The 24,780-nt window shown below is 38.6% G+C and carries 25 protein-coding genes; 11 read left to right on the forward strand and 14 right to left on the reverse strand.

What is annotated here, in order from left to right; translation table 11 throughout:
• Positions 1 to 13 precede the first annotated feature (13 nt).
• Positions 14 to 958, forward strand: coding sequence for an MlaD family protein (locus ACLCDL_RS00935; RefSeq protein WP_423146112.1), 945 nt, complete (start codon positions 14 to 16; stop codon positions 956 to 958).
• A gap of 5 nt (positions 959 to 963) precedes the next feature.
• Here the strand turns inward: ACLCDL_RS00935 and ACLCDL_RS00940 are convergent, their stop codons facing one another.
• The 4 genes from ACLCDL_RS00940 to ACLCDL_RS00955 form a co-directional block, all read right to left on the reverse strand.
• Complete coding sequence (locus ACLCDL_RS00940; RefSeq protein ID WP_423146113.1) at positions 964 to 1,875, reverse strand: ribonuclease Z; 912 nt, start codon at positions 1,873 to 1,875, stop codon at positions 964 to 966.
• Between the two features lie 16 nt (positions 1,876 to 1,891).
• Positions 1,892 to 2,269 carry an STAS domain-containing protein gene (locus ACLCDL_RS00945; protein ID WP_423146114.1) on the reverse strand — a complete coding sequence of 126 codons (378 nt, stop codon included), beginning with the start codon at positions 2,267 to 2,269 and terminating at the stop codon, positions 1,892 to 1,894.
• Positions 2,270 to 2,317: 48 nt separating this feature from the next.
• Positions 2,318 to 3,265 carry a phosphoribosylaminoimidazolesuccinocarboxamide synthase gene (locus ACLCDL_RS00950; RefSeq protein WP_423146115.1) on the reverse strand — a complete coding sequence of 316 codons (948 nt, stop codon included), beginning with the start codon at positions 3,263 to 3,265 and terminating at the stop codon, positions 2,318 to 2,320.
• A 165-nt stretch (positions 3,266 to 3,430) separates the two neighbouring features.
• Positions 3,431 to 4,390 carry a PhoH family protein gene (locus tag ACLCDL_RS00955; RefSeq protein ID WP_423146116.1) on the reverse strand — a complete coding sequence of 320 codons (960 nt, stop codon included), beginning with the start codon at positions 4,388 to 4,390 and terminating at the stop codon, positions 3,431 to 3,433.
• Positions 4,391 to 4,493: 103 nt separating this feature from the next.
• Between ACLCDL_RS00955 and ACLCDL_RS00960 the strand changes: the two genes are divergently transcribed.
• From ACLCDL_RS00960 to ACLCDL_RS00980, 5 genes are all read left to right on the forward strand, one after another.
• Positions 4,494 to 5,273: an SAM hydrolase/SAM-dependent halogenase family protein gene (locus ACLCDL_RS00960; RefSeq protein ID WP_423146117.1), complete on the forward strand. Its 780-nt coding sequence runs from the start codon at positions 4,494 to 4,496 to the stop codon at positions 5,271 to 5,273.
• Between the two features lie 62 nt (positions 5,274 to 5,335).
• Complete coding sequence (locus ACLCDL_RS00965) at positions 5,336 to 5,830, forward strand: hypothetical protein (RefSeq protein ID WP_423146118.1); 495 nt, start codon at positions 5,336 to 5,338, stop codon at positions 5,828 to 5,830.
• An 84-nt stretch (positions 5,831 to 5,914) separates the two neighbouring features.
• On the forward strand, positions 5,915 to 7,738 hold the full coding sequence (locus ACLCDL_RS00970; RefSeq protein WP_423146119.1) for an ABC transporter ATP-binding protein: 1,824 nt from the start codon (positions 5,915 to 5,917) through the stop codon (positions 7,736 to 7,738).
• Between the two features lie 78 nt (positions 7,739 to 7,816).
• Positions 7,817 to 9,205 (forward strand): MBL fold metallo-hydrolase RNA specificity domain-containing protein, encoded by a 1,389-nt coding sequence (locus ACLCDL_RS00975; protein ID WP_423146120.1) that lies wholly within the window; start codon positions 7,817 to 7,819, stop codon positions 9,203 to 9,205.
• A gap of 45 nt (positions 9,206 to 9,250) precedes the next feature.
• On the forward strand, positions 9,251 to 10,474 hold the full coding sequence (locus tag ACLCDL_RS00980) for an acyltransferase family protein (protein ID WP_423146121.1): 1,224 nt from the start codon (positions 9,251 to 9,253) through the stop codon (positions 10,472 to 10,474).
• Between the two features lie 47 nt (positions 10,475 to 10,521).
• Here ACLCDL_RS00980 and ACLCDL_RS00985 read toward each other — a convergent pair whose 3' ends face one another.
• From ACLCDL_RS00985 to rpsO, 9 genes are all read right to left on the reverse strand, one after another.
• Positions 10,522 to 11,694 carry a cellulase family glycosylhydrolase gene (locus tag ACLCDL_RS00985; RefSeq protein ID WP_423146122.1) on the reverse strand — a complete coding sequence of 391 codons (1,173 nt, stop codon included), beginning with the start codon at positions 11,692 to 11,694 and terminating at the stop codon, positions 10,522 to 10,524.
• A 138-nt stretch (positions 11,695 to 11,832) separates the two neighbouring features.
• Positions 11,833 to 12,783: a D-2-hydroxyacid dehydrogenase gene (locus ACLCDL_RS00990; protein WP_423146123.1), complete on the reverse strand. Its 951-nt coding sequence runs from the start codon at positions 12,781 to 12,783 to the stop codon at positions 11,833 to 11,835.
• Between the two features lie 39 nt (positions 12,784 to 12,822).
• Positions 12,823 to 13,890 (reverse strand): 3-phosphoserine/phosphohydroxythreonine transaminase, encoded by a 1,068-nt coding sequence (gene serC, locus ACLCDL_RS00995; protein WP_423146124.1) that lies wholly within the window; start codon positions 13,888 to 13,890, stop codon positions 12,823 to 12,825.
• 59 nt (positions 13,891 to 13,949) lie between these two features.
• Positions 13,950 to 16,358, reverse strand: a complete 2,409-nt coding sequence (locus ACLCDL_RS01000) for a TonB-dependent receptor (RefSeq protein WP_423146125.1) — start codon at positions 16,356 to 16,358, stop codon at positions 13,950 to 13,952.
• A gap of 9 nt (positions 16,359 to 16,367) precedes the next feature.
• Entirely contained in the window at positions 16,368 to 17,039 is a 672-nt protein-coding gene (gene rpe, locus ACLCDL_RS01005) for a ribulose-phosphate 3-epimerase (RefSeq protein WP_423146126.1), read from the reverse strand.
• A 41-nt stretch (positions 17,040 to 17,080) separates the two neighbouring features.
• Entirely contained in the window at positions 17,081 to 17,569 is a 489-nt protein-coding gene (locus tag ACLCDL_RS01010) for a hypothetical protein (protein ID WP_423146127.1), read from the reverse strand.
• A gap of 2 nt (positions 17,570 to 17,571) precedes the next feature.
• Positions 17,572 to 17,763, reverse strand: a complete 192-nt coding sequence (locus ACLCDL_RS01015) for a hypothetical protein (RefSeq protein ID WP_423146128.1) — start codon at positions 17,761 to 17,763, stop codon at positions 17,572 to 17,574.
• An 82-nt stretch (positions 17,764 to 17,845) separates the two neighbouring features.
• On the reverse strand, positions 17,846 to 20,023 hold the full coding sequence (pnp, locus tag ACLCDL_RS01020) for a polyribonucleotide nucleotidyltransferase (protein WP_423146129.1): 2,178 nt from the start codon (positions 20,021 to 20,023) through the stop codon (positions 17,846 to 17,848).
• 128 nt (positions 20,024 to 20,151) lie between these two features.
• Positions 20,152 to 20,430 (reverse strand): 30S ribosomal protein S15, encoded by a 279-nt coding sequence (gene rpsO / locus ACLCDL_RS01025; protein WP_423146355.1) that lies wholly within the window; start codon positions 20,428 to 20,430, stop codon positions 20,152 to 20,154.
• A gap of 171 nt (positions 20,431 to 20,601) precedes the next feature.
• On the opposite strand from rpsO, the gene ACLCDL_RS01030 reads away from it, so the two are divergent.
• Positions 20,602 to 21,024: an acyl-CoA thioesterase gene (locus tag ACLCDL_RS01030; RefSeq protein ID WP_423146130.1), complete on the forward strand. Its 423-nt coding sequence runs from the start codon at positions 20,602 to 20,604 to the stop codon at positions 21,022 to 21,024.
• A 76-nt stretch (positions 21,025 to 21,100) separates the two neighbouring features.
• On the opposite strand, the gene ACLCDL_RS01035 is transcribed toward ACLCDL_RS01030, so the two are convergent.
• Complete coding sequence (locus tag ACLCDL_RS01035) at positions 21,101 to 22,087, reverse strand: D-alanine--D-alanine ligase (protein ID WP_423146131.1); 987 nt, start codon at positions 22,085 to 22,087, stop codon at positions 21,101 to 21,103.
• Positions 22,088 to 22,205: 118 nt separating this feature from the next.
• On the opposite strand from ACLCDL_RS01035, the gene ACLCDL_RS01040 reads away from it, so the two are divergent.
• Genes ACLCDL_RS01040 through ACLCDL_RS01055 form a run of 4 tightly spaced genes read left to right on the forward strand, consistent with a single transcriptional unit; the run spans position 22,206 to position 24,778 of the window.
• The gene (locus ACLCDL_RS01040; RefSeq protein ID WP_423146132.1) at positions 22,206 to 22,991 is read left to right on the forward strand and encodes a PASTA domain-containing protein; all 786 of its coding nucleotides are present in this window, start codon (positions 22,206 to 22,208) and stop codon (positions 22,989 to 22,991) included.
• Positions 22,988 to 23,287, forward strand: a complete 300-nt coding sequence (locus ACLCDL_RS01045; protein ID WP_423146133.1) for a rhodanese-like domain-containing protein — start codon at positions 22,988 to 22,990, stop codon at positions 23,285 to 23,287. Before ACLCDL_RS01040 ends, ACLCDL_RS01045 begins: the two co-directional genes overlap by 4 nt.
• Positions 23,288 to 23,315: 28 nt before the next feature.
• A complete protein-coding gene (gene mltG / locus ACLCDL_RS01050; protein ID WP_423146134.1) occupies positions 23,316 to 24,371 on the forward strand; it encodes an endolytic transglycosylase MltG in 1,056 nt (351 codons plus the stop codon).
• A complete protein-coding gene (locus ACLCDL_RS01055; RefSeq protein ID WP_423146135.1) occupies positions 24,371 to 24,778 on the forward strand; it encodes an acyl-CoA thioesterase in 408 nt (135 codons plus the stop codon). Before mltG ends, ACLCDL_RS01055 begins: the two co-directional genes overlap by 1 nt.
• Positions 24,779 to 24,780: the final 2 nt, after the last annotated feature.

Consider the following 24,780-nt stretch of genomic DNA (forward strand, 5'->3'; position numbering starts at 1 on the left):
AAAAACAGATCCCTTGAAAATAACGAACGAAACCAAAGTTGGCATACTGGCTGCTGTAGCAATTACAATATTGATATTAGGATACAGTTTTCTGAAGGGAAATGACGTTTTCTCGAGCGAGAACGAATATTACGCCCGATATGAAAGTGTAGAAGGTTTAACAGTATCAAAACCGGTACTTGTAAACGGGTTTCAGATCGGAAGAGTATCTCAGCTTACACTTCTTCCTTCCGGTAAGATTCTGGCGCAATTCAAGGTAGATCCGAAATATGAAATACCCTCCAATACAATTGCGAGATTAGAAAGTACCGACCTGCTTGGCGGGAAAGCGGTGGTATTTGAATTAGGAGCCGGAAAAAATTATGCTAAAGATGGCGATACATTGAATGCCAATATCGAAAAAAATCTGTTGGAACAGGTAGAGCCCATACAAAAGAAAGCTGAAAAGATAATCGGAAGGCTCGATTCACTGCTCATTTCATTAAACGCTACCTTAAGTCCCGAATTTCAAAAAAATGTAAATCAAAGTTTTGCCAGCATTGCCAATACCATGCAAACGCTTGAAGGCACTACAAAAAAGGTGGATAACCTGGTTGGGTCTGAAAGCAATCGACTGTCTTCTATCTTTTCAAACCTGGAGTCGATAACCGGCAATTTAAAAAACAACAATGAAAAGATAAGTTCTATCATGTCTAATATGGATAAGATAAGTAACGACTTTGCCAGCGCCAACTTTAAACAAACGATTGAAAATGCCAATAAAGCGGTAGAAGATTTACAAATTGCCGTAAACAAGGTCAATAGCGGAAAAGGTTCTCTGGGCCAGCTCTTAAACGATGAGAAATTATATAATAATCTTACCAATGCGGCCGGAAACCTGGATAAGCTGATGATCGATTTAAAAGCAAACCCCAAACGGTACGTAAGCTTTTCAATTTTCGGCGGTAAAAAAGATTAATACAGTTAAATTTCAAAAGTTTGCCCTTCAATAGCCAGTTCTGAAGAGGGAAATATAGACCGTACTTCTGTTAGTAAAGGCTCCAGATCTTTATATCGGGCAGAGAAATGTCCGATAAGCAATTTTTTAACTCCGGCTTCCAGCGCTATTGTACCCGCTTCTAAAGCCGTAGTATGAAAGGTTTCTTTCGCCCTGTCAAGCATATCGTGAAGAAAGGTAGCTTCATGATACAAAGTATCTACGCCTTTTATAACATCCAGATAATTTCTGTTATTTATCGTATCTGAGCAATAGGCATAGGATTTAGGTTCGTCTGCCTCTGTAGTTAGTTCCATTGCAGAATACACCTTGCCTTGTTTATCGCGGTAGTCAATTCCCCGCTTTATCATTGGAATATATTCAACAGGAATCTTTAATGCTTCAACCTTTTCTTTGATGATTTTCCTTAAGCGTTTTTTCTGGCTGAATTTAAACCCTGTACAAGGTATCCTGTGCTCCAGGATAATTGTTTCCACTTTCACATCATTGGTTTCGAGTATCAGTTCTGAAAACTGATTTTGAGTAGCTTTAAAGATAATAGGATAACGAAGGTTGGTTTCGGAATATTTAAAATGAATATCTATGATATCTTTTAAAGGTGGCGGAGCAAAAATAGTAATGGGCTTGGTACGGCCGTTTAGGTGCAGGGAAGATAATAATCCTACCAAACCAAGGTAATGGTCGCCATGAAGATGGCTTATAAAAATATAATCTATGCGCTGGGCTTTAATTCCATTTCTTAACAGCTGCTGCTGAGTACCTTCTCCGCAGTCGATTAAAAAATAATGGTCGTTAAGATTAAGAAGTTGCGATGTAGGATTTCTGTTATAAATTGGCGTAGCAGAACTGCTCCCTAAAATTGTCACCTCGAACTTCATGCATTTCAGGTAGCAATTATTTTGCCTCTTTCTTTAATTCTTTCTCAATTTCTTCCATAAAAACCAGGTCAACCGCTTCTTCTATGGTAGGAACAATAGTTAAAACAGTTTCCAATTGAGAAATAGTTATCAGGCGTGTAATGTTATCATTTATACCTGTAATTATGAAACTACCCTCAGAATTTTTACAGATACGATGACCGACCAAAAGGCTGCTTAAACCCGAAGAGTCGGTGTATTTTACGGCAGAAAGATCAAGGATGATGTTTCTTTGTCCTTCAGTATTTATCAGTATTAATTCTGACTTTAACTGAGGAGACATGAGAGAGTTTAGCTTTGATTCATTAAGCTTAATCAAAACATATTTTTCGTGCTTATCTACCGTGAATTTCATATTCGACTTATGTTTTTTGTAACTCTTTTACAATAATAAAAAATTAATTCAATTTAATCGATTCAAACTTTCAATAATATTTTTTTCAACCCTCGACAGAATTTCACTGTTTTCAGCTTTTCTGAATTCCTCACCGGAAATATGTTCATAAAGTTCAATATAGCGTTCTGAAATGGATTTCACAAGTTCTTCCGACATTTCCGGTACAACCTGATCTTCTTTTCCCTGGAAACCGTTTTCAATCAACCATTGTCTTACAAACTCTTTCGAAAGTTGCTTCTGCGGTTCCCCACGCTTCTGTAATTCGTCGTAACCTTCTTTATAAAAATACCTGGAAGAATCAGGGGTATGAATCTCATCTATCAAATGTATTTTACCCTCTGCCTTTCCAAATTCGTATTTTGTATCAACCAAAATTAAGCCCCGTTCTGCAGCCATTTCTGTTCCGCGTTGAAACAAGGCCCGGGTAAAGCCTTCAAGCTGTATATAATCCGCTTCAGAAACAATACCTCTATTTAGTATCTCTTCCCTCGAAATATCTTCATCGTGCCCTACAGCTGCTTTTGTGGTCGGAGTAATAATTGGTTCAGGAAGCTGATCATTTTCTTTTAATCCTTCGGGTAGCCTTACACCGCAAATTTCCCGCTTTCCGGCCCGGTATTCACGCCATGCATGACCAGCCAGATACCCTCTAATAACCATTTCTACCTTAAATGGTTCACAAATTTTACCAATTGTTACAGAAGGATCCGGAACATCAAGAACCCAGTTTGGAACAATATCCTGGGTAGCAAGTAAAAATTTTGCTGCTATCTGGTTCAATACCTGACCTTTATATGGAATGGCTTTTGGAAGAACCACGTCAAATGCAGAAATACGATCGCTTACTACCATCACAAGAAATTTATCAGAAATGGTATAAACATCCCTTACTTTTCCCTTATAAAAAGCGGTTTGACCAGGAAGATGGAAGTTTGTTTCTTTTATTGCAGACATGCGATTGTTAATTATTGATTTTGAAGAGTTGAATGATTGATTACAGTGAGGAGCTTATTTAAACTCTATAATTCTCAATTCTTTATCCTTTTAATTATTAATTACTGGTTATTTTAGAATTATGGATCCCCTATCATTCCATCCCCCTATCATTCAATCATTCATTTACTGTATATCTCCGTAGGCTTCCAGAATTCGTTTTACCAGTTTATGACGAACCACATCCTCGCCGCTCAGATAAATAATTTCTATACCCTTAATATCCGCCAAAATGCGTAAAGCTGTATGTAAGCCCGACTGCTGCTTTTTAGGAAGATCGATTTGAGTTACATCACCGGTAACAATAAATTTTGCCGAAGGCCCCATCCGTGTCAGGAACATCTTTAGCTGCATGTCGGTGGCGTTCTGAGCCTCGTCAAGTATTACAAAGCAGTTATCAAGCGTTCGGCCACGCATAAAAGCCAACGGTGCAATTTCAATAGTACGGTTCTCCAGGTAAACTTTTAATTTTTCTGCCGGGATCATATCATCCAGTGCATCATATAAGGGGCGCAGGTACGGATCGATTTTTTCCTTTAAATCTCCCGGAAGAAAACCCAGGTTTTCTCCCGCCTCTACCGCCGGCCTGGTTAATATAATACGCTTTATTTCTTTATTCTTCAAAGCTCTTACAGCCAGCGCAACTGCCGTGTATGTTTTCCCGGTTCCGGCAGGCCCGATAGCAAATAAAATATCACTCTTATTTATACTATCAACCATGCGTCGCTGATTTGCGGTGCGTGCTTTAACTACAATCCCATTAGGACCAAATACTATTGCCTCACCACTGTTGCTTTTCTCGGCAGGTGTATCGTTTTCAGTAACCGCAGAAACTTTTGCACCTAATAAACGCTCCAGATCGTTACTGCTTAAACTTTGATATTTTTCTATATGAGCAAGAATTTCCCGAAATTTGAGCGTAAAATTAGTTAGTTCGCTCTCATCGCCAAGTACTTTTACTTCATTACCCCGGGCTACGATTTTTATTTTAGGAAACTGCTTTTTAATAATCTCAAAAAATTCGTTATTCGGGCCCCACAATACTACTGGATTAAAATGTTCCAGGGTTAATTTAAGTTCGTTCAAGTTTTGCTTTTTTTAGTTCTGAGTTTTTTTTGTGAAATTAAAAATTCAATATTTGCAGGATTAAATCCTATCGCAAGATTAATAATAAATATTTAAATATTTAATGGCAATAATCACTTTAACAACTGACCTCGGTTCGAAAGATTTTTACCAGGCTGCACTTAAAGGAAGCATTATTAGCCTCTTACCTACCGTTAATATTATTGATATAACCCACGATATTTCTGCATTTAACATCCCTCAGGCCGCTTTCGTTTTAAAAAACGCGTTCCCCTATTTCCCCAAAGGCTCTGTTCATTTAATTGGTATAGATTCTGTTTTTAATGAAGAAACGCGGTACATTGCACTGAAGTATAAGGAGCATTATTTTGTAGGTTCAGATAACGGTATCTTTTCGCTCATGTTTGAGCATGACCCGGAAGAAATTGTTGAACTCAATATTTTACAGGATCTTAAATTTTTACATTTTCCCTTAACAGATATCTTTTCAAAAGCAGCCTGCCATCTGGCAACTGGCGGAAAATTAACCGATATTGGTGTTGCCGTAAGTTCGCTGGAACAACGAATGAATTTACAGCCGGTAATAGAAAAGGATATTATCCGCGGAAGCGTGATTTACATTGATTCTTTTCAAAATGTAATTACCAATATTTCGAAAGAGCTGTTCACAAAAGTTCAGCAGAACAGAAGCTTCACACTCTTCTTTCGTAAAAACGAATCAATCTCTCAGCTGAGCTGGCATTACAATGAAGTTCCCGAAGGAGAAAAACTTTGTTTATTCGGAATCAGTAATTACCTCGAAATTGCTATTAATAAAGGCAACGCAAGCGGATTGCTGGGCTTGCACCTGAATGATATTGTGAGGATTGAGTTTCACTCTTAAACAATAGTCCTTTTCTGCGGTTTCTGTCTGTACGCTTATTTCCAATCTCAAATCATTTAAAAATGAGAATTTTTATACTTCTTTTCTTATTTAGTTCTTTTTATTTGACAGCAGGGGCTCAAAACAATTCCGCTTACGAACTACAGCGTAAAAAGGTTAACGGCCTGCTGGAAGCAAGAAGTTCTAAATTCGGGCAGTATGATGAAAGCCTTACCATGCATACCGGCATTTTTGGCCTGAAGACAAAAAAAGATATGCAACGGTCGATCGACATCTTAAGAGATATAGTACAAACAGACAACGCTGTATTTAAAGAGCTTAAAATTTTACTTGATTATAAAGATCTGGAGAAAAAAGAAGTACAGACAAAAGCAGAAGAAACAGGAAGCAGAATTTCTAAATACATGCAAACCATAACAAAACTGCAGGCGCAGAACGATAAACTACAGAAAGAAGTAATCGAAATGGAGAATAAAAACACGTCGCCAACCTTATATATTGTTACCATTGCAGTACTTGTTATCGCAGTTGTTTTTCTTATTATCCGCAAAAATTGACCTTTAGTTGATACGCCTCGCCGATTTTTCATCCGCTAAAACCTATTTTTGCATTGCTTTACTTTAAGCACTTGAAAGATTCAGATGGCCCGAAACAGATTAAACAGCAGTACAGCAGCAGCAGAAGAACTACCCAAAGCAAAAATAAATTCAGAAACTATTAATAAGATTTCAGGCTTGCTGGCATACCTGAAACCCTACAGGGTTAAATTTATTCTCGGACTGATTTTCCTTTTTCTTTCAAGCCTTACCGGACTTGCATTTCCGTCTTTGCTTGGTGCTATGATCGATGCCGCACAGGGTAAACAAAAGTTCCCTTTTATTCCCGCAAGTATCAATATGATCGGAATAATATCGTTTGTTATTCTTTTTGTGCAGTCGTTTGTATCTTTTTTCCGGGTTCGGCTATTTGTTGAAGTTGCAGAAAAATCACTCGCTGATATTCGTCGTGATACCTATTTCAAATTAATTACTTTACCCATGAATTTCTTTGCCAATCGTCGTGTTGGTGAATTAAACAGCCGCATTTCTGCTGATTTATCGCAAATACAGGACACACTTACCACAACGTTGGCAGAACTGGTAAGACAAGTAGTTTTACTAATTGGTGGTATCGCTTTTTTAATAATTGTTTCTCCCAAGCTGACGCTGTTTAACCTTTCTATATTACCGGTATTGGTTATTGCTGCTATATTCTTTGGCCGTTACATCCGGAAAATCTCAAGGCAAGCGCAGGATAAACTGGCAGAATCGAATACCGTAGTGGAAGAAACCCTGCAAGGCATAAGCAATGTAAAAGCTTTTGTAAATGAAGCGTATGAAGCTAACAGGTACGATAAAAGCTTAAGAGAAGTGGTACAAATCGCTTTAAGAGGAGCCACTTTTCGTGGTGGTTTTGCTTCTTTTATCATCTTTTGTTTATTCGGCGCTATTGTAGGTGTTATCTGGTACGGATCAACCCTGGTTGCTCACGGCGATCTTTCTGTAGGGAGCCTCACAACCTATATTTTATATTCCATATTTGTTGGCGCTGCGATGGGTACCTTTCCTGAGTTGTATGCAAACGTTCAGAAAGCAGTAGGCGCAAGTGAACGGGTTTTAGAAATCCTGAGCGAAGAAAACGAGCCTATTTCTATCAAAGCAGAAGAAAATAAAACTCAAAAGGTTTTAGAAGGAAATCTTGCTTTTGAAAATGTTGAGTTTGCCTATCCTTCCCGCAAAGAAATTACCGTGTTGAAAGGCGTATCTTTTGAGGCAAAAGCAGGCGAAAAAGTAGCAATTGTAGGTTCAAGCGGCGCCGGAAAATCAACTATCGCATCCTTAATCCTTCGCTTTTACGATCCGGAAAAAGGGCAGCTGTTATTTGACGGAAAACCTTCTTCCTTGTATTCGTTAACTGATATCCGTAACCAGGTAGCAATTGTTCCGCAGGACGTGATTTTATTTGGAGGAACGATACGGGAAAATATCGCTTATGGAAAACTGGAGGCATCAGAAGAAGATATAATGCAGGCGGCAAAAAGAGCCAATGCGCATAATTTTATTTTAGGATTTCCTGAAGGCTATGATACCATAGTCGGCGAACGTGGAGTAAAACTATCAGGGGGCCAGCGTCAACGCATTGCTATTGCCAGGGCACTATTAAAAAACCCTGCTATTTTAATCCTTGATGAAGCTACTTCGTCATTAGACAGTGAATCAGAACGGCTGGTTCAGGAAGCCCTGGAAGAACTAATGAAAGAACGGACTTCCATCATTATCGCACATCGCTTGTCTACAATCCGCGAAGCAGATAAAATCGTCGTGCTCGAAAAAGGAAAAATTTCTGAGATCGGAACACATCTCGAACTGATGAAAAATGAGGAAGGCTTATACCGTTATTTAAGCAATTTGCAGTTTGAAGCGTAGAAAAGCTTTCAGTTGCGGGCGATAGCTTTTAGCTTTCTGTTTTGAGCTACTCGCTTTCTTAACACCTAACTACATTAAATGAAATTAACAATATGGGGTGCAGCGAAACAGGTTACCGGAAGCATGCATCTTTTAGAACTTGATAATTATAAAATCCTTATGGATTGCGGCCTTGATTACGAACGTGAAACGCGGCTGGAAGATAACCTGTTATTTCCGTTTGATCCTGCAGATATTGATGTTGTAATTTTAACACATGCTCATATTGATCATTCCGGCAATCTTCCTACCCTGGTAAGACTGGGTTTTGAAGGACAAATTTTAGCTACCCCCCCTACTGCCGATTTAACAGAACTATTACTGCTTGATTCGGTAAATATCTTTTTAAGTAAACAAAGAAAGAGCCATAACGGGAGAAGAAAACACACATCAGGCCCTCAGCCATTATTTCTTCAAAAACATGTAATGGATACGATGGAACGATTTGTAACAATTGGTTTCAATAAACCGTTCCGGCTGAACGGACAGGTTGAACTTACATTTGTTCCTATCGGCCATTTGTTAGGAGCAGCCGCAGTTGTATTAACTATTAATGAAAAAGGCACGGAGCGAAAAATTGCTTTTACCGGAGATGTGGGCAGAAAAAACTATCCCGTACTTTGTGATCCGGAGGCTCTTCCACAGGTCGATTTTTTGGTATGCGAATCTACTTATGGCGGGCGATTTCACAGTACCGGCAAAACAGTAGAAGAAGTTTTAACCGAAACTATTAAAGAAGCATGTATTAAAAATCCCGGAAGACTTATTATTCCAGCTTTTAGTATCGGCCGCACGCAGGCACTGGTGTATTCGCTGAATAAAATATTCACTGAAGGAAAATTACCGCCTGTAAAGGTTTTTGTGGATAGTCCGCTGGCTAATTATGCTACCGATATTTTCAGGAAATACCATTACCTGCTGAGCGAAGATGCCCAGGATTTTTATCACCAAAAAGGCGACGAATTTGAATTTGATAACCTGGAATATACCCAGAATATGAAAGAGAGCAAGGAGCTTTCCAATTATTTTGAACCTTGCATCATTGTTTCTTCAGCCGGCATGCTTGAAGGTGGCCGTATCCAGGACCATCTTTTTTACAATATCTCGAATTACTACTGTACCATCCTTTTTATTGGGTACAGCGCAAAAGGAACACTTGGAAACCGCTTATTAAGAGGCGATCCTATTGTTCACATTCGCGATCGCGAACTTCCTGTATATGCAACCATTAAACAAACAGATCTTTTCAGTGGCCACGGTGATCATACTGACCTGATGAACCTGGTTAAACAACAGGATAAACAGCATCTGAAAAAAGTATTCCTGGTACACGGGGAAGTGGAAAGCATGAATAGTTTGGGTAAAAATCTTGCAGAAGAAGGCTACACGGTAGAAATGCCTGAACAGGGACAGGTTTTTGATCTGTAATAATATAGAAATAATAATTTCAGATTTCGTTTGTATATTTCATTTATGAATTCTGCAACCGAACCTCTTACCTCCGCTCCCATCATCAATCCTGCCCTTAAACCCAAACGCATTGTTTCCGTAGATGCGTATCGCGGCTTTGTAATGCTGTTGATGATGGCTGAGGTTTTATCTTTCAGAAATATTTCAGAAGCTTTACCCGAAAGTTCCTTCTGGAGGTTTCTGTATTTTCACCAGGACCATGCTCAATGGTTTGGGTGCTCGTTGCATGATCTTATTCAACCCTCATTTACTTTCCTTGTTGGTGTAGCTCTGCCATTTTCGCTCGCCAGCCGACTAGCCAGAGGTGCTGATAAACCGTCACTTTTTAAACATGCGGTTATTCGTTCGCTGATTTTAATTCTCCTGGGAATTTTCCTGAGGTCGATGTACGCAAAGCAAACGTATTTTACATTTGAAGACACGTTAACCCAGATCGGCTTAGGCTATACCTTTCTGTTTATTCTTGGATTTTATTCAGAAAGGGTTCAACTAATTGCTCTGATCAGCATCCTGTTAGCCTACTGGGCTGCTTTTGCCCTTTATCCATTACCGGATTCTTCTTTTAATTATTCAGCAGCAGGCGTAACTGCAAACTGGGAACATAATTTTAATGGCTTTGCGGCTCATTGGAACAAAAACACCAATCTGGCATGGGCCTTTGATAAATGGTTTTTAAATCTTTTTCCAAGGGAACATACTTTTATGTTTAACGAAGGCGGATACTCAACCCTAAGCTTTATTCCAACGCTTGGAACAATGATTCTCGGCCTTTTTGCAGGTAATGTATTAAAATCTCAAATTGATATTTATCAAAAGATAAAACGCTTTATACTTATCGGATCAAGTTTGCTTCTGCTTGGCTTTATTCTTCACATATCCGGTATTAACCCGATTGTAAAAAGAATCTGGACTCCCGCCTGGACTATTTTCAGTGGCGGCTGGTGCTTCCTTCTTCTTGCCCTGTTTTACTGGCTGATCGATGCAAAGCACTATCAAAAGTGGAGTTTCCCGCTTATGGTAATTGGTATAAATTCCATTGCGGCATACGTTATTGCCCACACGTTACCTTCATTTATTGTCAGCTCCTTTTCTACTCATTTCGGTCAGAATTTTGATAAGATTCTCGGGAATGCTTACACTACACTCATTTCAGGCGGAGTTGTACTATTAATAGAGTTCTGGATTTTATACTGGATGTATAAAAGGAAATTGTTTATCAAGATTTAAAAAGCCTGTCAGGGCAAAGCAAGAACTTACGCCCTGATACTTTAACATTAATATTTCATCAATAAATTCAGCATCTTTCGGTCAAGTTTATGTCCGTACCAGTCTTCGTACTGTACATCTGCCCTACCGGAATCAAGAACACCGAAATCACCAGAAAATTCCCAGATTGCAAAGCCGATGCCGTTTGAAGTTAAAATATCGAGGACATCATTAAACCATGAAAGAAAAACCGGGTGAGGGGTTTTGTTCCAGCAACCGCATTCTCCGCAATGTACGCCAACTCCCTGTTTTACTAATTCAATCCAGGGTTTATAGTATTCTTCCAGCATCTGGCGACTCAAATATTTATCCCCAACTTGTCCGGGCCATTTTGGTTCCGGCATGTGCTCCACATCTTTATTGGCCCATGGCGCTTTGTAATGAGAAATTAAACCGGGATTGTACCCTCTGCAGCTTTGAGCGATGTTCAAATCAATTATTTCAGGAATTACAGAGCTGCCAACATTATTCCCATCCGCTATTATCAAACGGTTCGGATTTTCCTTTCTGATAGCTTCTGAAGCAGCTTTAGCTACCTTTCTGTATAATTCTCCCGGAACAGTACTTGCCCTCGAATGCTGATCATTCATATCCTCCCTCATACTGGGCTCATTCAATAAGTCAAAACTTATTTTTTTGGATGATACATTCTTATACTTTTTAGCCCACATATTCCAGTGAAAACAAAAAGCATCAAGGGCAGCCTGATCTTTCCACAAATTATACGGTTCATGAAAACCTGCATTGATACAATATCCCGGAGCACGGTGTAAGTTCAAACTCACGTGCATATTATATTTGTGAGCAATGGAAACAAGTTGATCGATTTTATCTACTGCCCGATCGTCGATGTGGTAAACCTCTTCCGGTTTTATATTTCTGGAACGGTCGAAATTGAGATAATACGGGTAAGCTATGGGAATGCGAACAAAATCAAATCCCCAGTCAGACATCCATTTAAAATATTCTTCAGGAGTTGCTTTTCTGGAATTTGAAGGGTCGGGAGAAAAGAAATCGAGGAGGTTAAATCCTTTCCACTTTGGCAGTTTATTTTTTGCTTTCCCCAAAAAAGGGTCACTTGCAAAAGCTGCAGTTCCGGCCAAACCCAAACCTGCTGTAAGAAGTGCAGTGCTTTTTATAAAGGCCCTTCTGCTTAATTCTGTATTTTGTTTCTTCCCCATTTAATTGCTTATTGAAAGGTTAAATTAGAAATGTATTCCTGTTTTTAAAAATTTATAACTCAAATGATACGAAAAGCAGGACATAAAAAAAGTCCCAACCGAACGGAAGGGACTTTAAAAATTAACTTTTATTAATTATTATTTATTAAAATGATCTATGATCAGATTGGCAAGTTCTACACCTATGCGTTCCTGTGCCTCGTTGGTAGCAGCACCAATATGAGGAGTTAAAGAAACTTTAGGATGGGTAAGCAGATCCTGACGTGGAGTAGGTTCGTTTTCAAATACATCTATACCTGCAAAACCTACCTGGCCTGAATTTAGCGCTTCAATCAAAGCTTCTTCGTCAATAGTACCACCACGGGAACAGTTAACAACTCCTACTCCTTTTTTCATGCGCTCAAATTCTGTTCTTCCTAATACAGGCTTATCAAGAAAAGGAACGTGTAAACTGATAAAATCAGCATCAGTAATCAGTTCGTTAAACTCCACTTTTTTTACCGGAATTTTTACCTTGATGCCGTTGGCAAGGTCGAGTTCAAGTTCTGCAGGAACGTCATATAAGTCGTAAGCCAGAACTTCCATCCCTACACCTAAGGCTACCTTTGCCGTTTCACGACCAATGCGGCCGAAACCAACGATACCGATTTTCTTACCTTTCAGTTCAACTCCTTTTGCGTAAGCTTTTTTAAGTCCGTTAAAATTGGTTGCCCCTTCAACCGGCATTTTCCTGTTAGAGTCCTGTAAGAAACGAACACCGGTAAAAAGATGCCCAAAAACAAGCTCTGCAACAGATAAAGAAGAAGACGCGGGAGTATTAACTACAGCAAGTCCTTTACTTCTAGCATAATCAACATCGATGTTGTCCATTCCTACTCCGCCACGACCAATTAATTTAAGATTTGGGCAGGCATCAATCAGATCTTTGCGAACTTTAGTTGCACTGCGTACAGTTATAGCATCGTAATTCAACAATGCGTCTTTTAATTTATCCTGGGGAATATTCTCTGTATCAACAGTAAAACCTGCTTTTTCCAGCATAGCCTTACCTACAGCATCTATTCCGTCATTAGCTAATATTTTAATCATGATTATAATTTTAGGTTTAAGCTAATAGCTTTTGATCTTTTATTTATTATTATCTGCAAACTCCTGCATGGTTTCAATTAAACGATGCACACTTGAAATTGGCAATGCATTGTAAATAGAGGCTCTGAAACCACCTACACTACGATGCCCCTTAATACCGATCATACCGCGTTCCTGTGCAAACTGAAGGAATGGTTTTTCCAGTTCTTTGTTTTCCATAACAAAGCAAACATTCATCATGGAACGGTCTTCAACTTTACAGGTTCCTTTAAACAAGGGGTTTCTGTCTATTTCTTCATATAAAGCCCTTGCTTTCGCCTGATTTTCTTTATAGATCTCTGCCACGCCGCCTTTTGCTTTTAACCAACGTAAATTAAGCATAGAAACATAGATTGAATAAACAGGAGGCGTATTATACATAGAACCACCAGCTATCTGAACTTTATAATCAAGCATAGATGGAATCTTACGATCAATCTTTCCTAAAATTTCATCTTTAACAATAACCAGTGTTACGCCTGCAGGGCCCATATTTTTTTGAGCTCCGGCATAAATCAAACCAAAATCAGCTACATTGATGGGACGGCTTAAAATGTCTGAAGACATATCGCTTACAACAGGAACAGGTGATTTTGGAAATTCATGAAGTTGAGTTCCGTAAATCGTATTATTTGATGTACAATGGAAATAAGCCGCATCAGCAGGAATTTCATATCCTTTAGGAATGTAAGTATAATTAGCTTCTTTGGATGAGGCAACAACATTTACTGAGCCAAAAAATTTAGCTTCTTTCATTGCTTTACTTGCCCAAACTCCCGAATCAAGATAAGCTGCAGTTTGACCTTCACCTAAAAGATTCATTGGAGCCATGGAGAATTGCAAACTTGCACCTCCCTGAAGCAAGATAACCGAGTATCCTTCAGGAACATTCAACAGTTCTTTAACTAAACGAACTGTTTCTTCAACAACTGCTTCAAATTCTGGTGTTCTGTGTGAAATTTCCAGGATTGACAACCCGGTTCCATTAAAATCAAGAACAGCCTGAGAAGCTTGTTTGAATACTTCCTGAGGTAAAATACAAGGGCCTGCGCCAAAATTACATTTCATTTTTACTAGGATTTTTATGTTTGGTCAAAAATAACAGAATTCTAATAAATTCCCTATTTCTATTTAATTTTTGCAATAATTCTTAAATTTAGTTGACGGGATGTTAAATAATTAGGAATAGCGTACTGATTATTATCAACATCCTTTATCCACAGGTAAGAAATGGTATTATTTATATCCAGCAGGTTAAAAATTTCTGCATAAATAATTAAGGAGTTCAGATAAGATGAAAGCAAGCTGGACCGGTTTTTACCCGATTTTTCCAAAAGATCTTTAGAAAACCCGATATCAACCCTGCGGTAGGCAGGAATTTTAAACACATCTTTATAACGTTCTTCCTGCGGTGGACCAACGGGCAAAGCCGACCCGTACAAAATATTAAGGTGCACCTTATAGGTAGGACTGTTAAGCAATTTATCCTGAAAAAAAGCGGAAAAATTAAGCCGCTGATCGGTGGGCCTTTTTAAATACCCTGGTTCTGTTCTTACAGCGTTTCCATTAATCGTTGTATAGTTAAAGTCATTCACAATGTCTTCTGAAGTTTTCATCAGTGAAAGGCGAAAAACCGATTCCAGATCTTCCACAAATTCTCCGCTTAAATTAAAATCGGCACCCATTGCATATCCACGAGAATGTTGATCCGGGAAATATTTTACCCGCAGGTTTTCTATTTTATAAGGAATTAAATTAAACAGCTTTTTATAATATAATTCAGAAGAGAATTTCAACTGCTTTTTCCAGGATTTGAATGAATAATCGGCACCGGCAAGTAAATGAAACGAGCGTTGGGCTTTTGCATTCTGATTGATAGATCCATCGAAATTTCTAAACTCCCTGTAAAAAGGGGGCTGACTATAAATTCCTGCCGCCAGACGTAAGGAAAAATTATCAGCAGGAGTATAGAAAAAATTTAACCTGGGACTAACTAAAAACTGTTTTGTAAATGAATTATAATTCCCTCTTAATCCTCCTGTAAAAGAAACTGCTGGTGATAAATTAAATAAGCTTTGCCAATAAGCAGTATATATATTTGTTTGAATTGAGTTAAGTGTATTGATAGTATCAGAATTCCCTGAAAGATATTCAGGAGAAGGAAAAGCATACGTTGCTGAATCAATAGTGTTATATTCGTTAAGCCTGTCATCAATCAGATTTCGCTGGTACCGCAGCCCCCATTCCATGTACAGCCGCTTTAACTGCTGATATATTTTAAGTTCTGAACTGATGATAGAAGAATTTAGCCTGTTATTGGCATAATCGGCATAAAAACCCTTTTTCCGAATTAATTCAGGTTCGCTATCCGGCTTCTGTTTATCTGAAATATTAAAGAGGTAATCCGCTTTAATATCAAGGTTTTCCTGGTCAGAATTACTGAATACAGAACTCATCCATTTTATATTGAACCTTTCGGAAGGTTTATAAAGAGCCGTAACGTTTGCCGCAACAGAGCGGAAAGCATCCAGTTCCTGGCCGTTGAAATTTACATTGAAGCTCTTCAACTGATTTAAAGTCCCAAACTTAGTTTCCCTGCTTGCAGGAATCAACTTAAAACTACCTGTATTCAGATTACCAAAAAAAGAAAGATTCAGCGATGAATTGATATCGCGATTATACAGGAGTTGTAAATCATAAAAATTGGGGTGATAGCTTCCTTTAACCTCCTGCGTTTTAAGTAAGCCTCCATTTTCCTTCTTCCTAAACCCGAATAAAAGGTAGCCGGATGTAAGTGAAGCCTTGTAGGTAGCGGAAAAACCAAGCAACCCGGCAGAAATGATAGTTTCGGTGCTATCTGGCCGAAGGTATTTTACATCCAGTACGGATGACATTCTATCTCCGTATTTAGCTGCAAACCCACCTCCGGAGAAACTTGCCCGACTTACAAAATCGGGGTTAATAAAACTTAACCCCTCCTGCTGGCCATTGCGGAGTAATAAAGGCCGTATCATCTCAACATCATTCAGATAGAGTAAATTTTCGTCAAAATTTCCTCCGCGAACAGAATACTGAGCACTTAATTCATTGTTTGTAGAAACGCCAGGAAGTGTTTTTAATATTGATTCAAAATTCTGCGAAACAGAAGGGAACGATTTCATCAGCCCTCTTGCAACAGCAATACTGTTTCTGTTTGGCTCTGAACTTGTCTGAATTACGATTTCATCCAGGGGCTTAATATAGCGCTGCAGAACAATATTTTTTTCTATAACAGCATCAGCAGTAGTTGTAACTTCTTCAGCTTTTGTAATATACCCTGTAATGCTAAAAGTAAGTTTAAAGCTTCCTGAACTTAATCTCATACGGTATTTACCATATTGATCGGTACTGGTAAATACCTTGTCATTGACAGAAATTGTTACACCATCCAGCGTTTCGTGTTGTTCATTAAAAACTCTACCTTCCAGAATGCTGCTTTTTTGAGCCATACAAATGCCTGAAAAAAACATCAGCAGTATGGACAAAAAAAACTTCATTAAGAACAATCAGGCCTTAAGTGTATATGGCGACAGTTGTTTTAATTTAGATATAGTAGCGGCCGGATATTCTGATGCAAACACGAAATTGCCAGCAACCAAAACATTAGCTCCTGCTTTTAATAAAGCTAAGGCGTTTTTATCATTTACTCCGCCATCTATTTCAATATATAACCCTTCATTTCGTCCGGCTGCAAGAGCCTTTAGCTGAGCGATTTTCTGGTAGGTCTGCTCTATAAATTTCTGCCCTCCAAAACCTGGGTTAACAGACATGATTAAAACCAGGTCAATATCCTGAATAATATTTTCGAGTACACTAACCGGTGTATGCGGATTTAAAGAAACTCCTGCTTTACAACCTAAATCCTTTATAGCCTGAATTGTGCGATGCAAATGAGTACAGGCTTCGTAATGAACCGTAATTATCTCCGCACCAACTTTTTTAAATTGTTCAAGGTAACGGTCGGGCTCAACAATCATCAAATGAACATCCAAAGGCTTTTTAGCATGGCGGGCAATAGCTTCCAGCACGGGGAACCCGAAAGAAATATTAGGAACAAAAACGCCGTCCATTATATCAATATGAAACCAGTCGGCCTCGCTGTTATTTATTACTTCGATATCTTTTTGGAGATTGGCAAAATCAGCTGCCAGAACTGAGGGAGCGATGAGATGATTCATGCGCAAATATACGAGGATTTTTAGATTGAGTTAAGAGTGAATCAGTTTGTTTTATCATTACCCTGCATCTCCCGGATCTTTTCAAGCATTATAATATCGATTTCATCCTTTGGTCTTGCGGCAGCTTTTTTGGCTTGTATTAGTTGGTTGATATGCAAAAAAGGGACTTTGATATCGTAAATATTAGCAATTGAAGCAAGTTGTAAACAATTATCAAATGAATATTCCTCAAGGCCTTTTACAGCAGTCATAATATCTAATCTTATTCCATTATTTAAATGAAAATAAGTCCAGCCTGCTATAAATTCTATTCGTTCAAGAGATTCAAAATCTCCCAATCCATATTCCTTAAAAGCAATACGCAGCTTCTTCCTGTTTATCAATGTATCTTCCAGCCATATATCTATATCTTCCGTTGTACGCTGGTAACCATGCAGGTTTGTTGCAACCCCACCAATCATAATATACTTAATCTGATGTTTATTTAGGATTTGCCAAAACAAAAGAAGCTCTTCATCAAAAACATCCATACTTACTTATCTGACGGAAAAGGCTTATGAGTAATTACAGCCTTACGAAAAAAAGCATTCATTTTCATCAGCTTTGTCATCATTTCAAAGCGCTCTGTGTGCGTACGTTTTAAAGCAGCTTTAAGAAGATCCATTTCGGCCTTTTCATAATCATGCAAAGGCTCCTGCAAAACAGGTTTGGAAGTTTTTTTCATTATGATGTCAAAGTATTAATGCAATATAACCAAAATAAAACAGTTATAAAACAAAAATCCCGCCGAAGCGGGACTTGATTTTTTATTGATTTTCCTGTTGAGGATTTTCCTGGGCCTGTGGTTTTGGCTGGCCTTCAGGTTTTGGAGGGCGTGGAATCAACGCTTTTCTTGATAATTTAAGTTTCCCTTGTTTATCAATATCAAGCAATTTAACTCTTACCTCGTCTCCTACTTTGAAGATACCTTCCATGGTTTCATAACGTTTCCAGTCAATTTCTGAAATGTGAAGCAAACCATCTTTTCCAGGCATAATTTCAACAAATGCCCCAAATGGCATAATTGACTTCACTTTACCTTCGTAAACCTCTCCTACTTCAGGTTTTGCAACAATCGCCTTGATTCTGCGGGTAGCATTATCAATTGATTCTTTATTGTCGGCAAAGATCTGGATGATACCCTGGTTATCTTTTTCTTCAATAGAGATAGTTGCGCCTGTTTCACGCTGCATTTCCTGAATGATCTTTCCACCGGGACCAATAACGGCGCCAATAAATTCTTTATCGATACGCATTTCGATGATTCTCGGTGCGTGAGGTTTAAAGTCTTCGCGTGGTTGAGCGATGGTTTTCTTCATTTCATTCAGAATATGAAGACGCCCTTCTTTTGCCTGTTCTAAAGCAGCTGTTAAAACCTCCCAGCGTAAGCCGTTTATTTTCAAATCCATCTGGCATGCTACAATACCATTTTCAGTTCCGGTTACCTTAAAGTCCATATCACCCAAATGATCCTCATCTCCAAGAATATCTGAAAGGACTGCGTATTTTCCTGTCTTTTCGTCGGTAATCAATCCCATTGCAATACCAGAAACCGGGGCTTTAAGTTTGATACCAGCATCCATTAAAGCTAAAGTACCTGCACAAACTGTAGCCATTGAGGATGAGCCGTTCGATTCAAGAATATCAGAAACTACACGGATAGTATACGGGTTTTGATCGTCGGCAGGTAAAACCTGTTTCAATGAACGCATTGCCAAATTTCCGTGACCAATTTCTCTTCGGCCTGCTCCCCTGTTCGGACGAACTTCGCCGGTTGAGAATCCGGGAAAATTGTAATGCAGAATAAATTTCTGGTAGCCGTTAATAAATGCTCCGTCAATTAATTGTTCATCTGTTTTAGCTCCAAGGGTAACGGTAGTTAATGACTGAGTTTCGCCACGGGTAAAGACAGCCGAACCGTGTGCTGCAGGCAAATATCCTACTTCGCTCCAGATAGGACGAACGGTACGAACGTCACGGCCATCGAGACGGATTCCCTCATCCAGTATCAGGTTACGAACGGCGTCATACTGCACATCGTGAAAATATTTTTTCGCCAAGAACTTAGTAACATCATCGATTTCCTCACCTAACGAAGCAATAAACAAATCTTGTATCTCAGCGAACTTTTCAGAACGTTCATGTTTTGAAGAGCCTGATTTGGCTATATCATACACTTTCTGATAGGTTTCTGCAAAAGCACGTTCTCTCAATTCGGGATTGCTGTTTTCGTGAGAATAAGCACGTTTTTCAGTTTTACCAACTGCAGCAGTTAATTCTTTCTGAACCTGAACCTGAACTTTAATTGCCTTGTGCGCAAACTCAATTGCTTCTACCATTTCAGCTTCAGAAATTTCACTCGCCTCACCTTCAACCATCACAATATCATTTTCAGAACCTGCTACAATAAACTCTAATGTAGCACGCTCCAAGTCATTCATGTATGGATTGATTACCAGTTGTCCGTCAATTTTCGCCACACGAACTTCAGAGATAGGCCCGTTAAACGGAATATCTGAAACAGCCAGTGCTGCAGAAGCGGCCAAACCCGCTAAGGCATCGGGCATTATATTTTTATCGGCAGAAATCAAAGAAATCATTACCTGGGTATCGGCATGGTAATCTTCAGGAAACATTGGACGCAAGGCACGATCCACTAAACGTGAGATTAATACTTCATAATCTGAAAGACGCGCTTCACGGCGTAAAAAACCTCCGGGTATGCGGCCCGTTGCAGCGTATTTTTCCTGGTAATCTACTGATAAAGGAAGAAAATCTACTCCCTCTTTCGCTTCTTTTGAACTTACTACGGTAGCAAGAAGCATGGTATCACCCATTTTAACAACTACCGAACCGTCTGCCTGCTTTGCAAGTTTTCCGGTTTCAATTTCGATCATCCGGCCATCGCCTAAATCGAATGATTTTGTAACTAAATTATAATTCATCGTTTGTTAATTACAATGTGCTTTTCCTCTTTCGAGCACATTGGTTTTTATATTGACTTTGTTTTGTGCGAATTTAAAACAAAAAAGCCATCCCCTATTGAGATGGCTTTGATTTTTTTTGTTAAGAATTATTTGATGATATCTCTTAATTCTAAAGCTTTGATAATAGCACGATATCTGTTGATATCTTTCTTATATAAATAAGCTAATAATGCCCGGCGTTTACCAACTAATTTCTGAAGAGATAACTGGGTTGAAAAATCTTTTTTATTTTTCTTTAAGTGCCCTGTTAAATGTGCAATACGAGTAGTAAATAATGCTACCTGTCCTTCGGCTGAGCCTGTATCTGCAGCGCCTTTACCATGTTTAGCGAAAATCTCCGCTTTTACTTCTTTACTTAAATACATTACCTGAATAATATTAAAGCGATTAAAAATTTTTGTTAATTGAAGTGCAAAGGTAGAATTTAAAAACGTAACGAACAAAAGTTTTTAATTCAGCCCCAGGGCATATTACAAAATAATATTTCTCATTTGTTTTTAATATACCAATTTTACAGCGTCTAAAAGTATTAAATAATGAGTACTGATAAAACCTACAGCAAGTTTACAACAGAATTTAAAGTCCGGCCTGACGATATTGACATGTTTAACCATGTACATAACAGTATTTACTTCGATTATGTACTTGCTGCCAGATACGAGCAAATGGAGACTTATTATGGTATGCCGATGGAAAAATTTCTTGAACTGGGATATGGCTGGGTTGTAAAAACTGCGTATGTAGATTATAAACGGCCGCTTGGTTTAGGCGATTATTTCCTGGTTACTACCGGTATTGTTACTCTTAACGACAGAGGATGTCGTGCCGAATTTGATATCAAATTTAAGAAAACAGGCAAAGTAAGTTGCGACGGTTGGTTCGACTTTGTTCTTATAGACTTAAAAACAGGCAAAGGAATGAAGGTTACGGAAGAAATGATTGAGAAGTATTCTATTTGAGCGGAAAGCACACAGCAGAAACTATCTGCTTGACACTTACTACTTGATACTTACTACTTGATACTAATACTTACTACTAATCCAAAGCCACTTCTATTAATTCATTATAGAAATCTTTGATATCAATTCCTGCGGCTTTTACCTGCTGAGGAATAAAGCTGGTTGGAGTTTGCCCCGGAATAGTATTAATTTCTACAAAATAAAATTTGCCTGTTTCAGCTTCAAGGAAATAATCTATCCGAACCATTCCCCTGCAATTTAATTTCTTAAATACATCCTTTGCTATTTGTTCTACCCTTTTTCTTTCCTCTTCATTCATCCGGGCAGGAGTAATTTCTTCGGTTACACCGGGAGTATATTTTGCTTCGAAATCAAAAAACTCTTTTGAACTGATCACTTCAGTTGCAGGCAGCACGGTTATTCCTTCCCTGCTCTGATACAAACCAACCGTAAATTCTCTACCACTTATAAATTCCTCTACCAGCACCTGCGTATCTTCTTTAAATGCCTTTTCTAAAGCTTCGGGCAGTTCGTCCAGCGTTTTCACCTTACTCATCCCAATACTGCTTCCACCATTATTGGTTTTAACAAATAAGGGTAATTTCAACGCTGATCCAACTTTTCCTACAGGATCTTCTGTATTAAAAAACAACTGGACAGAGCGTGCGACATGGAGATTTTCTATATCTGAAACAATGGCTTTGGTATAGCCTTTATTCATAGTTAAAGCGGAGGTTAACGCGTCGCAGCCGGTATAAGGTATTGCCAGCATATCGAAATAACTTTGCAATTTTCCATCCTCGCCCGGAGAACCATGAAGCATGATAAAAGCGAGGTCGAATGTTACAGTCCTGTCATTTAGGGCGATACTGAAGTTATTTTTATTTACCGGATGCTCAAAATCATTTTCATCTACATAATACCAGCTTTCTTCTGTTATAATGATCTTGTACACATCGTATTTCTCCCTGCTGATATTGCCATAAACAAATTCTGCACTCTTTAAAGAAATCACTGATTCGCCGGTAAATCCTCCGGTAATAAGGGCAACTGTTTTTTTCATAACTATTCCTGCACCAAATATAGTTTATGATAAAGACCTTTTCGATTAAACTTCCAAAATCTTAATTTTTCAAGTAAGTTTGACTTTTTAAATTTTTGAAGCGTATCCTGAAAGATTAATGAATAAATTCTTTGCTTATTTAGGAACCACCACGTTCCGCAATAACCTGCTGATAGCCCTGGTATCAATTATCGTTTTTGTGACGTTAATTTTCATGAGCCTTCGTTTTTATACACGTCATGGCGATAGTATTCCTGTTCCAAAGCTTAAAGGTTTATCCATTGAAGAAGCTGTGCAATTGCTGGAAGAACAGGGTTTTCAATACCAGGTAGATTCTGTTTACCAAATGGATAAAGAGCCTGGCCTGGTAATTGAGCAGGACCCGGATCCAAATACCAGTGTGAAACAGCACCGTACCATTTACCTTACTATTATCACCAGCAATGCCCCTGATGTAGGTTTTCCGGACATTCTTTCGTTGACTTTTCTTGAGGCAAAAGCGATTCTTAATAATTACGGATTAAAACTTGGTGATACTTCCTACGTTTCTGACATTGCCCGGGATCGGGTACTCGAGGTTCAGTTTGGAGGTGTTCCGGTAAAAAAAGGACAGCAAATCCCAAAAGGCTCAAAGGTTGATCTTGTTTTAGGCGACGGCAAGGGAGCAAGCGAAGTAGACCTTCCTAACCTGATAGGCCTTCCGCTTGATGAAGCGAGGTTTTCTTTGCGAGGTTCTTCTCTTGAACTAGGAAATGTAACTTATGAAGGCACATTAACCGACTCTGCTTCAGCAAAAGTGATTAAACAATATCCTGCCTTAAGCGATTCTCTGACAAAAGTAAGTATTGGCACACGTGTTGACCTGATACTTTCAAACGATCCTCCACCTGTTGAAACTCCATGAATATTTCAGCAAAAGAATTAAAAGAAAAAATAGATTTAAAAAGCAAATTAACAATTCTGGATGTTCGTGAAGAACTTGAATACCATACCTTTAATATAGGGGGTAAAAATATCCCTTTGGGTAAATTGCCGGTTGTTTTAGAAGATCTTGATTATGAAAAATCAGAAGAAATTATTGTAGTATGCCAGCGCGGACTACGAAGTGCAACAGCCCAGAAAATACTTCAGGCGGCCGGCTACGTTAATACGAAAAATCTGCAAGGCGGATTGCTTGCTTATAGAAGAACTAATAATTAATTTAAAAAACTTTAACGGGAAAACAAAAATGACTGAGAAAAAGGGAGGGCGGTTTAGTCTGACCACTAAAATACTGATTGCATGCGCTCTGATACTCGTACTGGCTTTAGGATTAACAGGCTTGACGTATTACCTGCGCTATTTTGGCCCGAATGTTACAGATAACCAGGAGTATTTATACATCCCCACGGGATCTGGTTTTGATGATGTAGTAAAAACTATAAAAGAAAAAGAAATTGTAAAAGATACTACAACGTTCATCTGGTCGGCAGAAAACATGGATTATACCAATCGTATTAAACCGGGAAAGTATAAGTTAACAGCTGGAATGAGCAACAGAAGGCTTATAAACATGTTGAAAGCGGGAAATCAGGAGCCTGTAAAATTACGCTTTCAGAATATCCGGTTAAAAGAAGATTTTGCAAAATTTATCTCAACCAAAATTGAAGCGGATTCAACAGCGCTTATTCATTTGCTTGATTCTTCTGCATTCGTAAGCAATTATGGCTTTAACACAGAAAATGTGTATACGATGTTCATTCCGAATTCGTATGAAATGTACTGGAATTTATCTGCAGAACAGTTTTTTAAAAGAATGTACGATGAATATCAAAAATTCTGGACGGAAGAACGAAAACAAAAAGCGAATGAAATTGGCTTAAATCCTATTAAAGTAAGCATTCTGGCTTCTATAGTAGATGCAGAAGCTTTGCACGACGATGAAATGCCAACCATAGCAGGCTTGTATATGAATCGTTACAAAAAGGGTGTGCGGCTGCAGGCCGATCCTACCGTTATTTATGCAACAAAAGATTTTACCATACGAAGAGTGCTTAACAAGCATTTAAGAGTGAGCTCGCCCTATAATACATATCAAAATACCGGACTTCCGCCGGGCCCTATTATGATGCCAAGTATCAATGCAATAAAGGCAGTTTTAAACTATAAAAAACATGACTTTTTATATATGTGTGCCAAAGAGGATTTTTCCGGATATCATAATTTTGCAGTTAGCGAAGCAGAGCACCGCGTAAATGCAAAAAAATTCCAGGCAGCACTCAACAGAATGAACATAAAAAAATAATGTACATACACGAAACGAAGCTCAGGGTAAGATACGGCGAAACTGACCAGATGGGCTATATGTATTATGGTAATTATGCCGAATTTTATGAAGTAGGAAGAGTAGAAATGCTTCGCAGTCTGGGCATGACCTATCGGTGGATGGAAGAATCGGGAATAATGATGCCGGTATTAGATATGAAATGTAAATACTTAAAACCGGCCTTATACGACGAAGAAATCACCATTAAAGTAATACTGGCGAAAATGCCCGGAGTAAAAATTCATTTCCGGTACGAACTTTTTAATGAAGATAAACAGCTTATAAACGAAGGAGAAACTACCCTTGCTTTTATTGATATCAAACGCAACAAACCCTGCCTGCCTCCTAAGAGCTTTCAGGATAAACTGAAGCATTATTTTGAATAAAC

The organism is Rubrilithobacter danxiaensis, assembly GCF_047272945.1.
Classification (GTDB): domain Bacteria; phylum Bacteroidota; class Bacteroidia; order Sphingobacteriales; family Sphingobacteriaceae; genus Rubrolithibacter; species Rubrolithibacter danxiaensis.

Excerpts from the sequence above, each read along its gene's own strand:
- ACLCDL_RS00940 (WP_423146113.1), bottom strand. The coding sequence starts at position 1,875 with ATGAAGTTCGAGGTGACAATTTTAGGGAGCAGTTCTGCTACGCCAATT.
- ACLCDL_RS00945 (WP_423146114.1), bottom strand. The coding sequence starts at position 2,269 with ATGAAATTCACGGTAGATAAGCACGAAAAATATGTTTTGATTAAGCTT.
- ACLCDL_RS00950 (WP_423146115.1), bottom strand. The coding sequence starts at position 3,265 with ATGTCTGCAATAAAAGAAACAAACTTCCATCTTCCTGGTCAAACCGCT.
- ACLCDL_RS00960 (WP_423146117.1), top strand. The coding sequence starts at position 4,494 with ATGGCAATAATCACTTTAACAACTGACCTCGGTTCGAAAGATTTTTAC.
- ACLCDL_RS00965 (WP_423146118.1), top strand. The coding sequence starts at position 5,336 with ATGAGAATTTTTATACTTCTTTTCTTATTTAGTTCTTTTTATTTGACA.
- ACLCDL_RS00970 (WP_423146119.1), top strand. The coding sequence starts at position 5,915 with ATGGCCCGAAACAGATTAAACAGCAGTACAGCAGCAGCAGAAGAACTA.
- ACLCDL_RS00975 (WP_423146120.1), top strand. The coding sequence starts at position 7,817 with ATGAAATTAACAATATGGGGTGCAGCGAAACAGGTTACCGGAAGCATG.
- ACLCDL_RS00980 (WP_423146121.1), top strand. The coding sequence starts at position 9,251 with ATGAATTCTGCAACCGAACCTCTTACCTCCGCTCCCATCATCAATCCT.
- ACLCDL_RS00985 (WP_423146122.1), bottom strand. The coding sequence starts at position 11,694 with ATGGGGAAGAAACAAAATACAGAATTAAGCAGAAGGGCCTTTATAAAA.
- ACLCDL_RS00990 (WP_423146123.1), bottom strand. The coding sequence starts at position 12,783 with ATGATTAAAATATTAGCTAATGACGGAATAGATGCTGTAGGTAAGGCT.
- serC (WP_423146124.1), bottom strand. The coding sequence starts at position 13,890 with ATGAAATGTAATTTTGGCGCAGGCCCTTGTATTTTACCTCAGGAAGTA.
- ACLCDL_RS01000 (WP_423146125.1), bottom strand. The coding sequence starts at position 16,358 with ATGAAGTTTTTTTTGTCCATACTGCTGATGTTTTTTTCAGGCATTTGT.
- rpe (WP_423146126.1), bottom strand. The coding sequence starts at position 17,039 with ATGAATCATCTCATCGCTCCCTCAGTTCTGGCAGCTGATTTTGCCAAT.
- ACLCDL_RS01010 (WP_423146127.1), bottom strand. The coding sequence starts at position 17,569 with ATGGATGTTTTTGATGAAGAGCTTCTTTTGTTTTGGCAAATCCTAAAT.
- ACLCDL_RS01015 (WP_423146128.1), bottom strand. The coding sequence starts at position 17,763 with ATGAAAAAAACTTCCAAACCTGTTTTGCAGGAGCCTTTGCATGATTAT.
- pnp (WP_423146129.1), bottom strand. The coding sequence starts at position 20,023 with ATGAATTATAATTTAGTTACAAAATCATTCGATTTAGGCGATGGCCGG.
- rpsO (WP_423146355.1), bottom strand. The coding sequence starts at position 20,430 with ATGTATTTAAGTAAAGAAGTAAAAGCGGAGATTTTCGCTAAACATGGT.
- ACLCDL_RS01030 (WP_423146130.1), top strand. The coding sequence starts at position 20,602 with ATGAGTACTGATAAAACCTACAGCAAGTTTACAACAGAATTTAAAGTC.
- ACLCDL_RS01035 (WP_423146131.1), bottom strand. The coding sequence starts at position 22,087 with ATGAAAAAAACAGTTGCCCTTATTACCGGAGGATTTACCGGCGAATCA.
- ACLCDL_RS01040 (WP_423146132.1), top strand. The coding sequence starts at position 22,206 with ATGAATAAATTCTTTGCTTATTTAGGAACCACCACGTTCCGCAATAAC.
- ACLCDL_RS01045 (WP_423146133.1), top strand. The coding sequence starts at position 22,988 with ATGAATATTTCAGCAAAAGAATTAAAAGAAAAAATAGATTTAAAAAGC.
- mltG (WP_423146134.1), top strand. The coding sequence starts at position 23,316 with ATGACTGAGAAAAAGGGAGGGCGGTTTAGTCTGACCACTAAAATACTG.
- ACLCDL_RS01055 (WP_423146135.1), top strand. The coding sequence starts at position 24,371 with ATGTACATACACGAAACGAAGCTCAGGGTAAGATACGGCGAAACTGAC.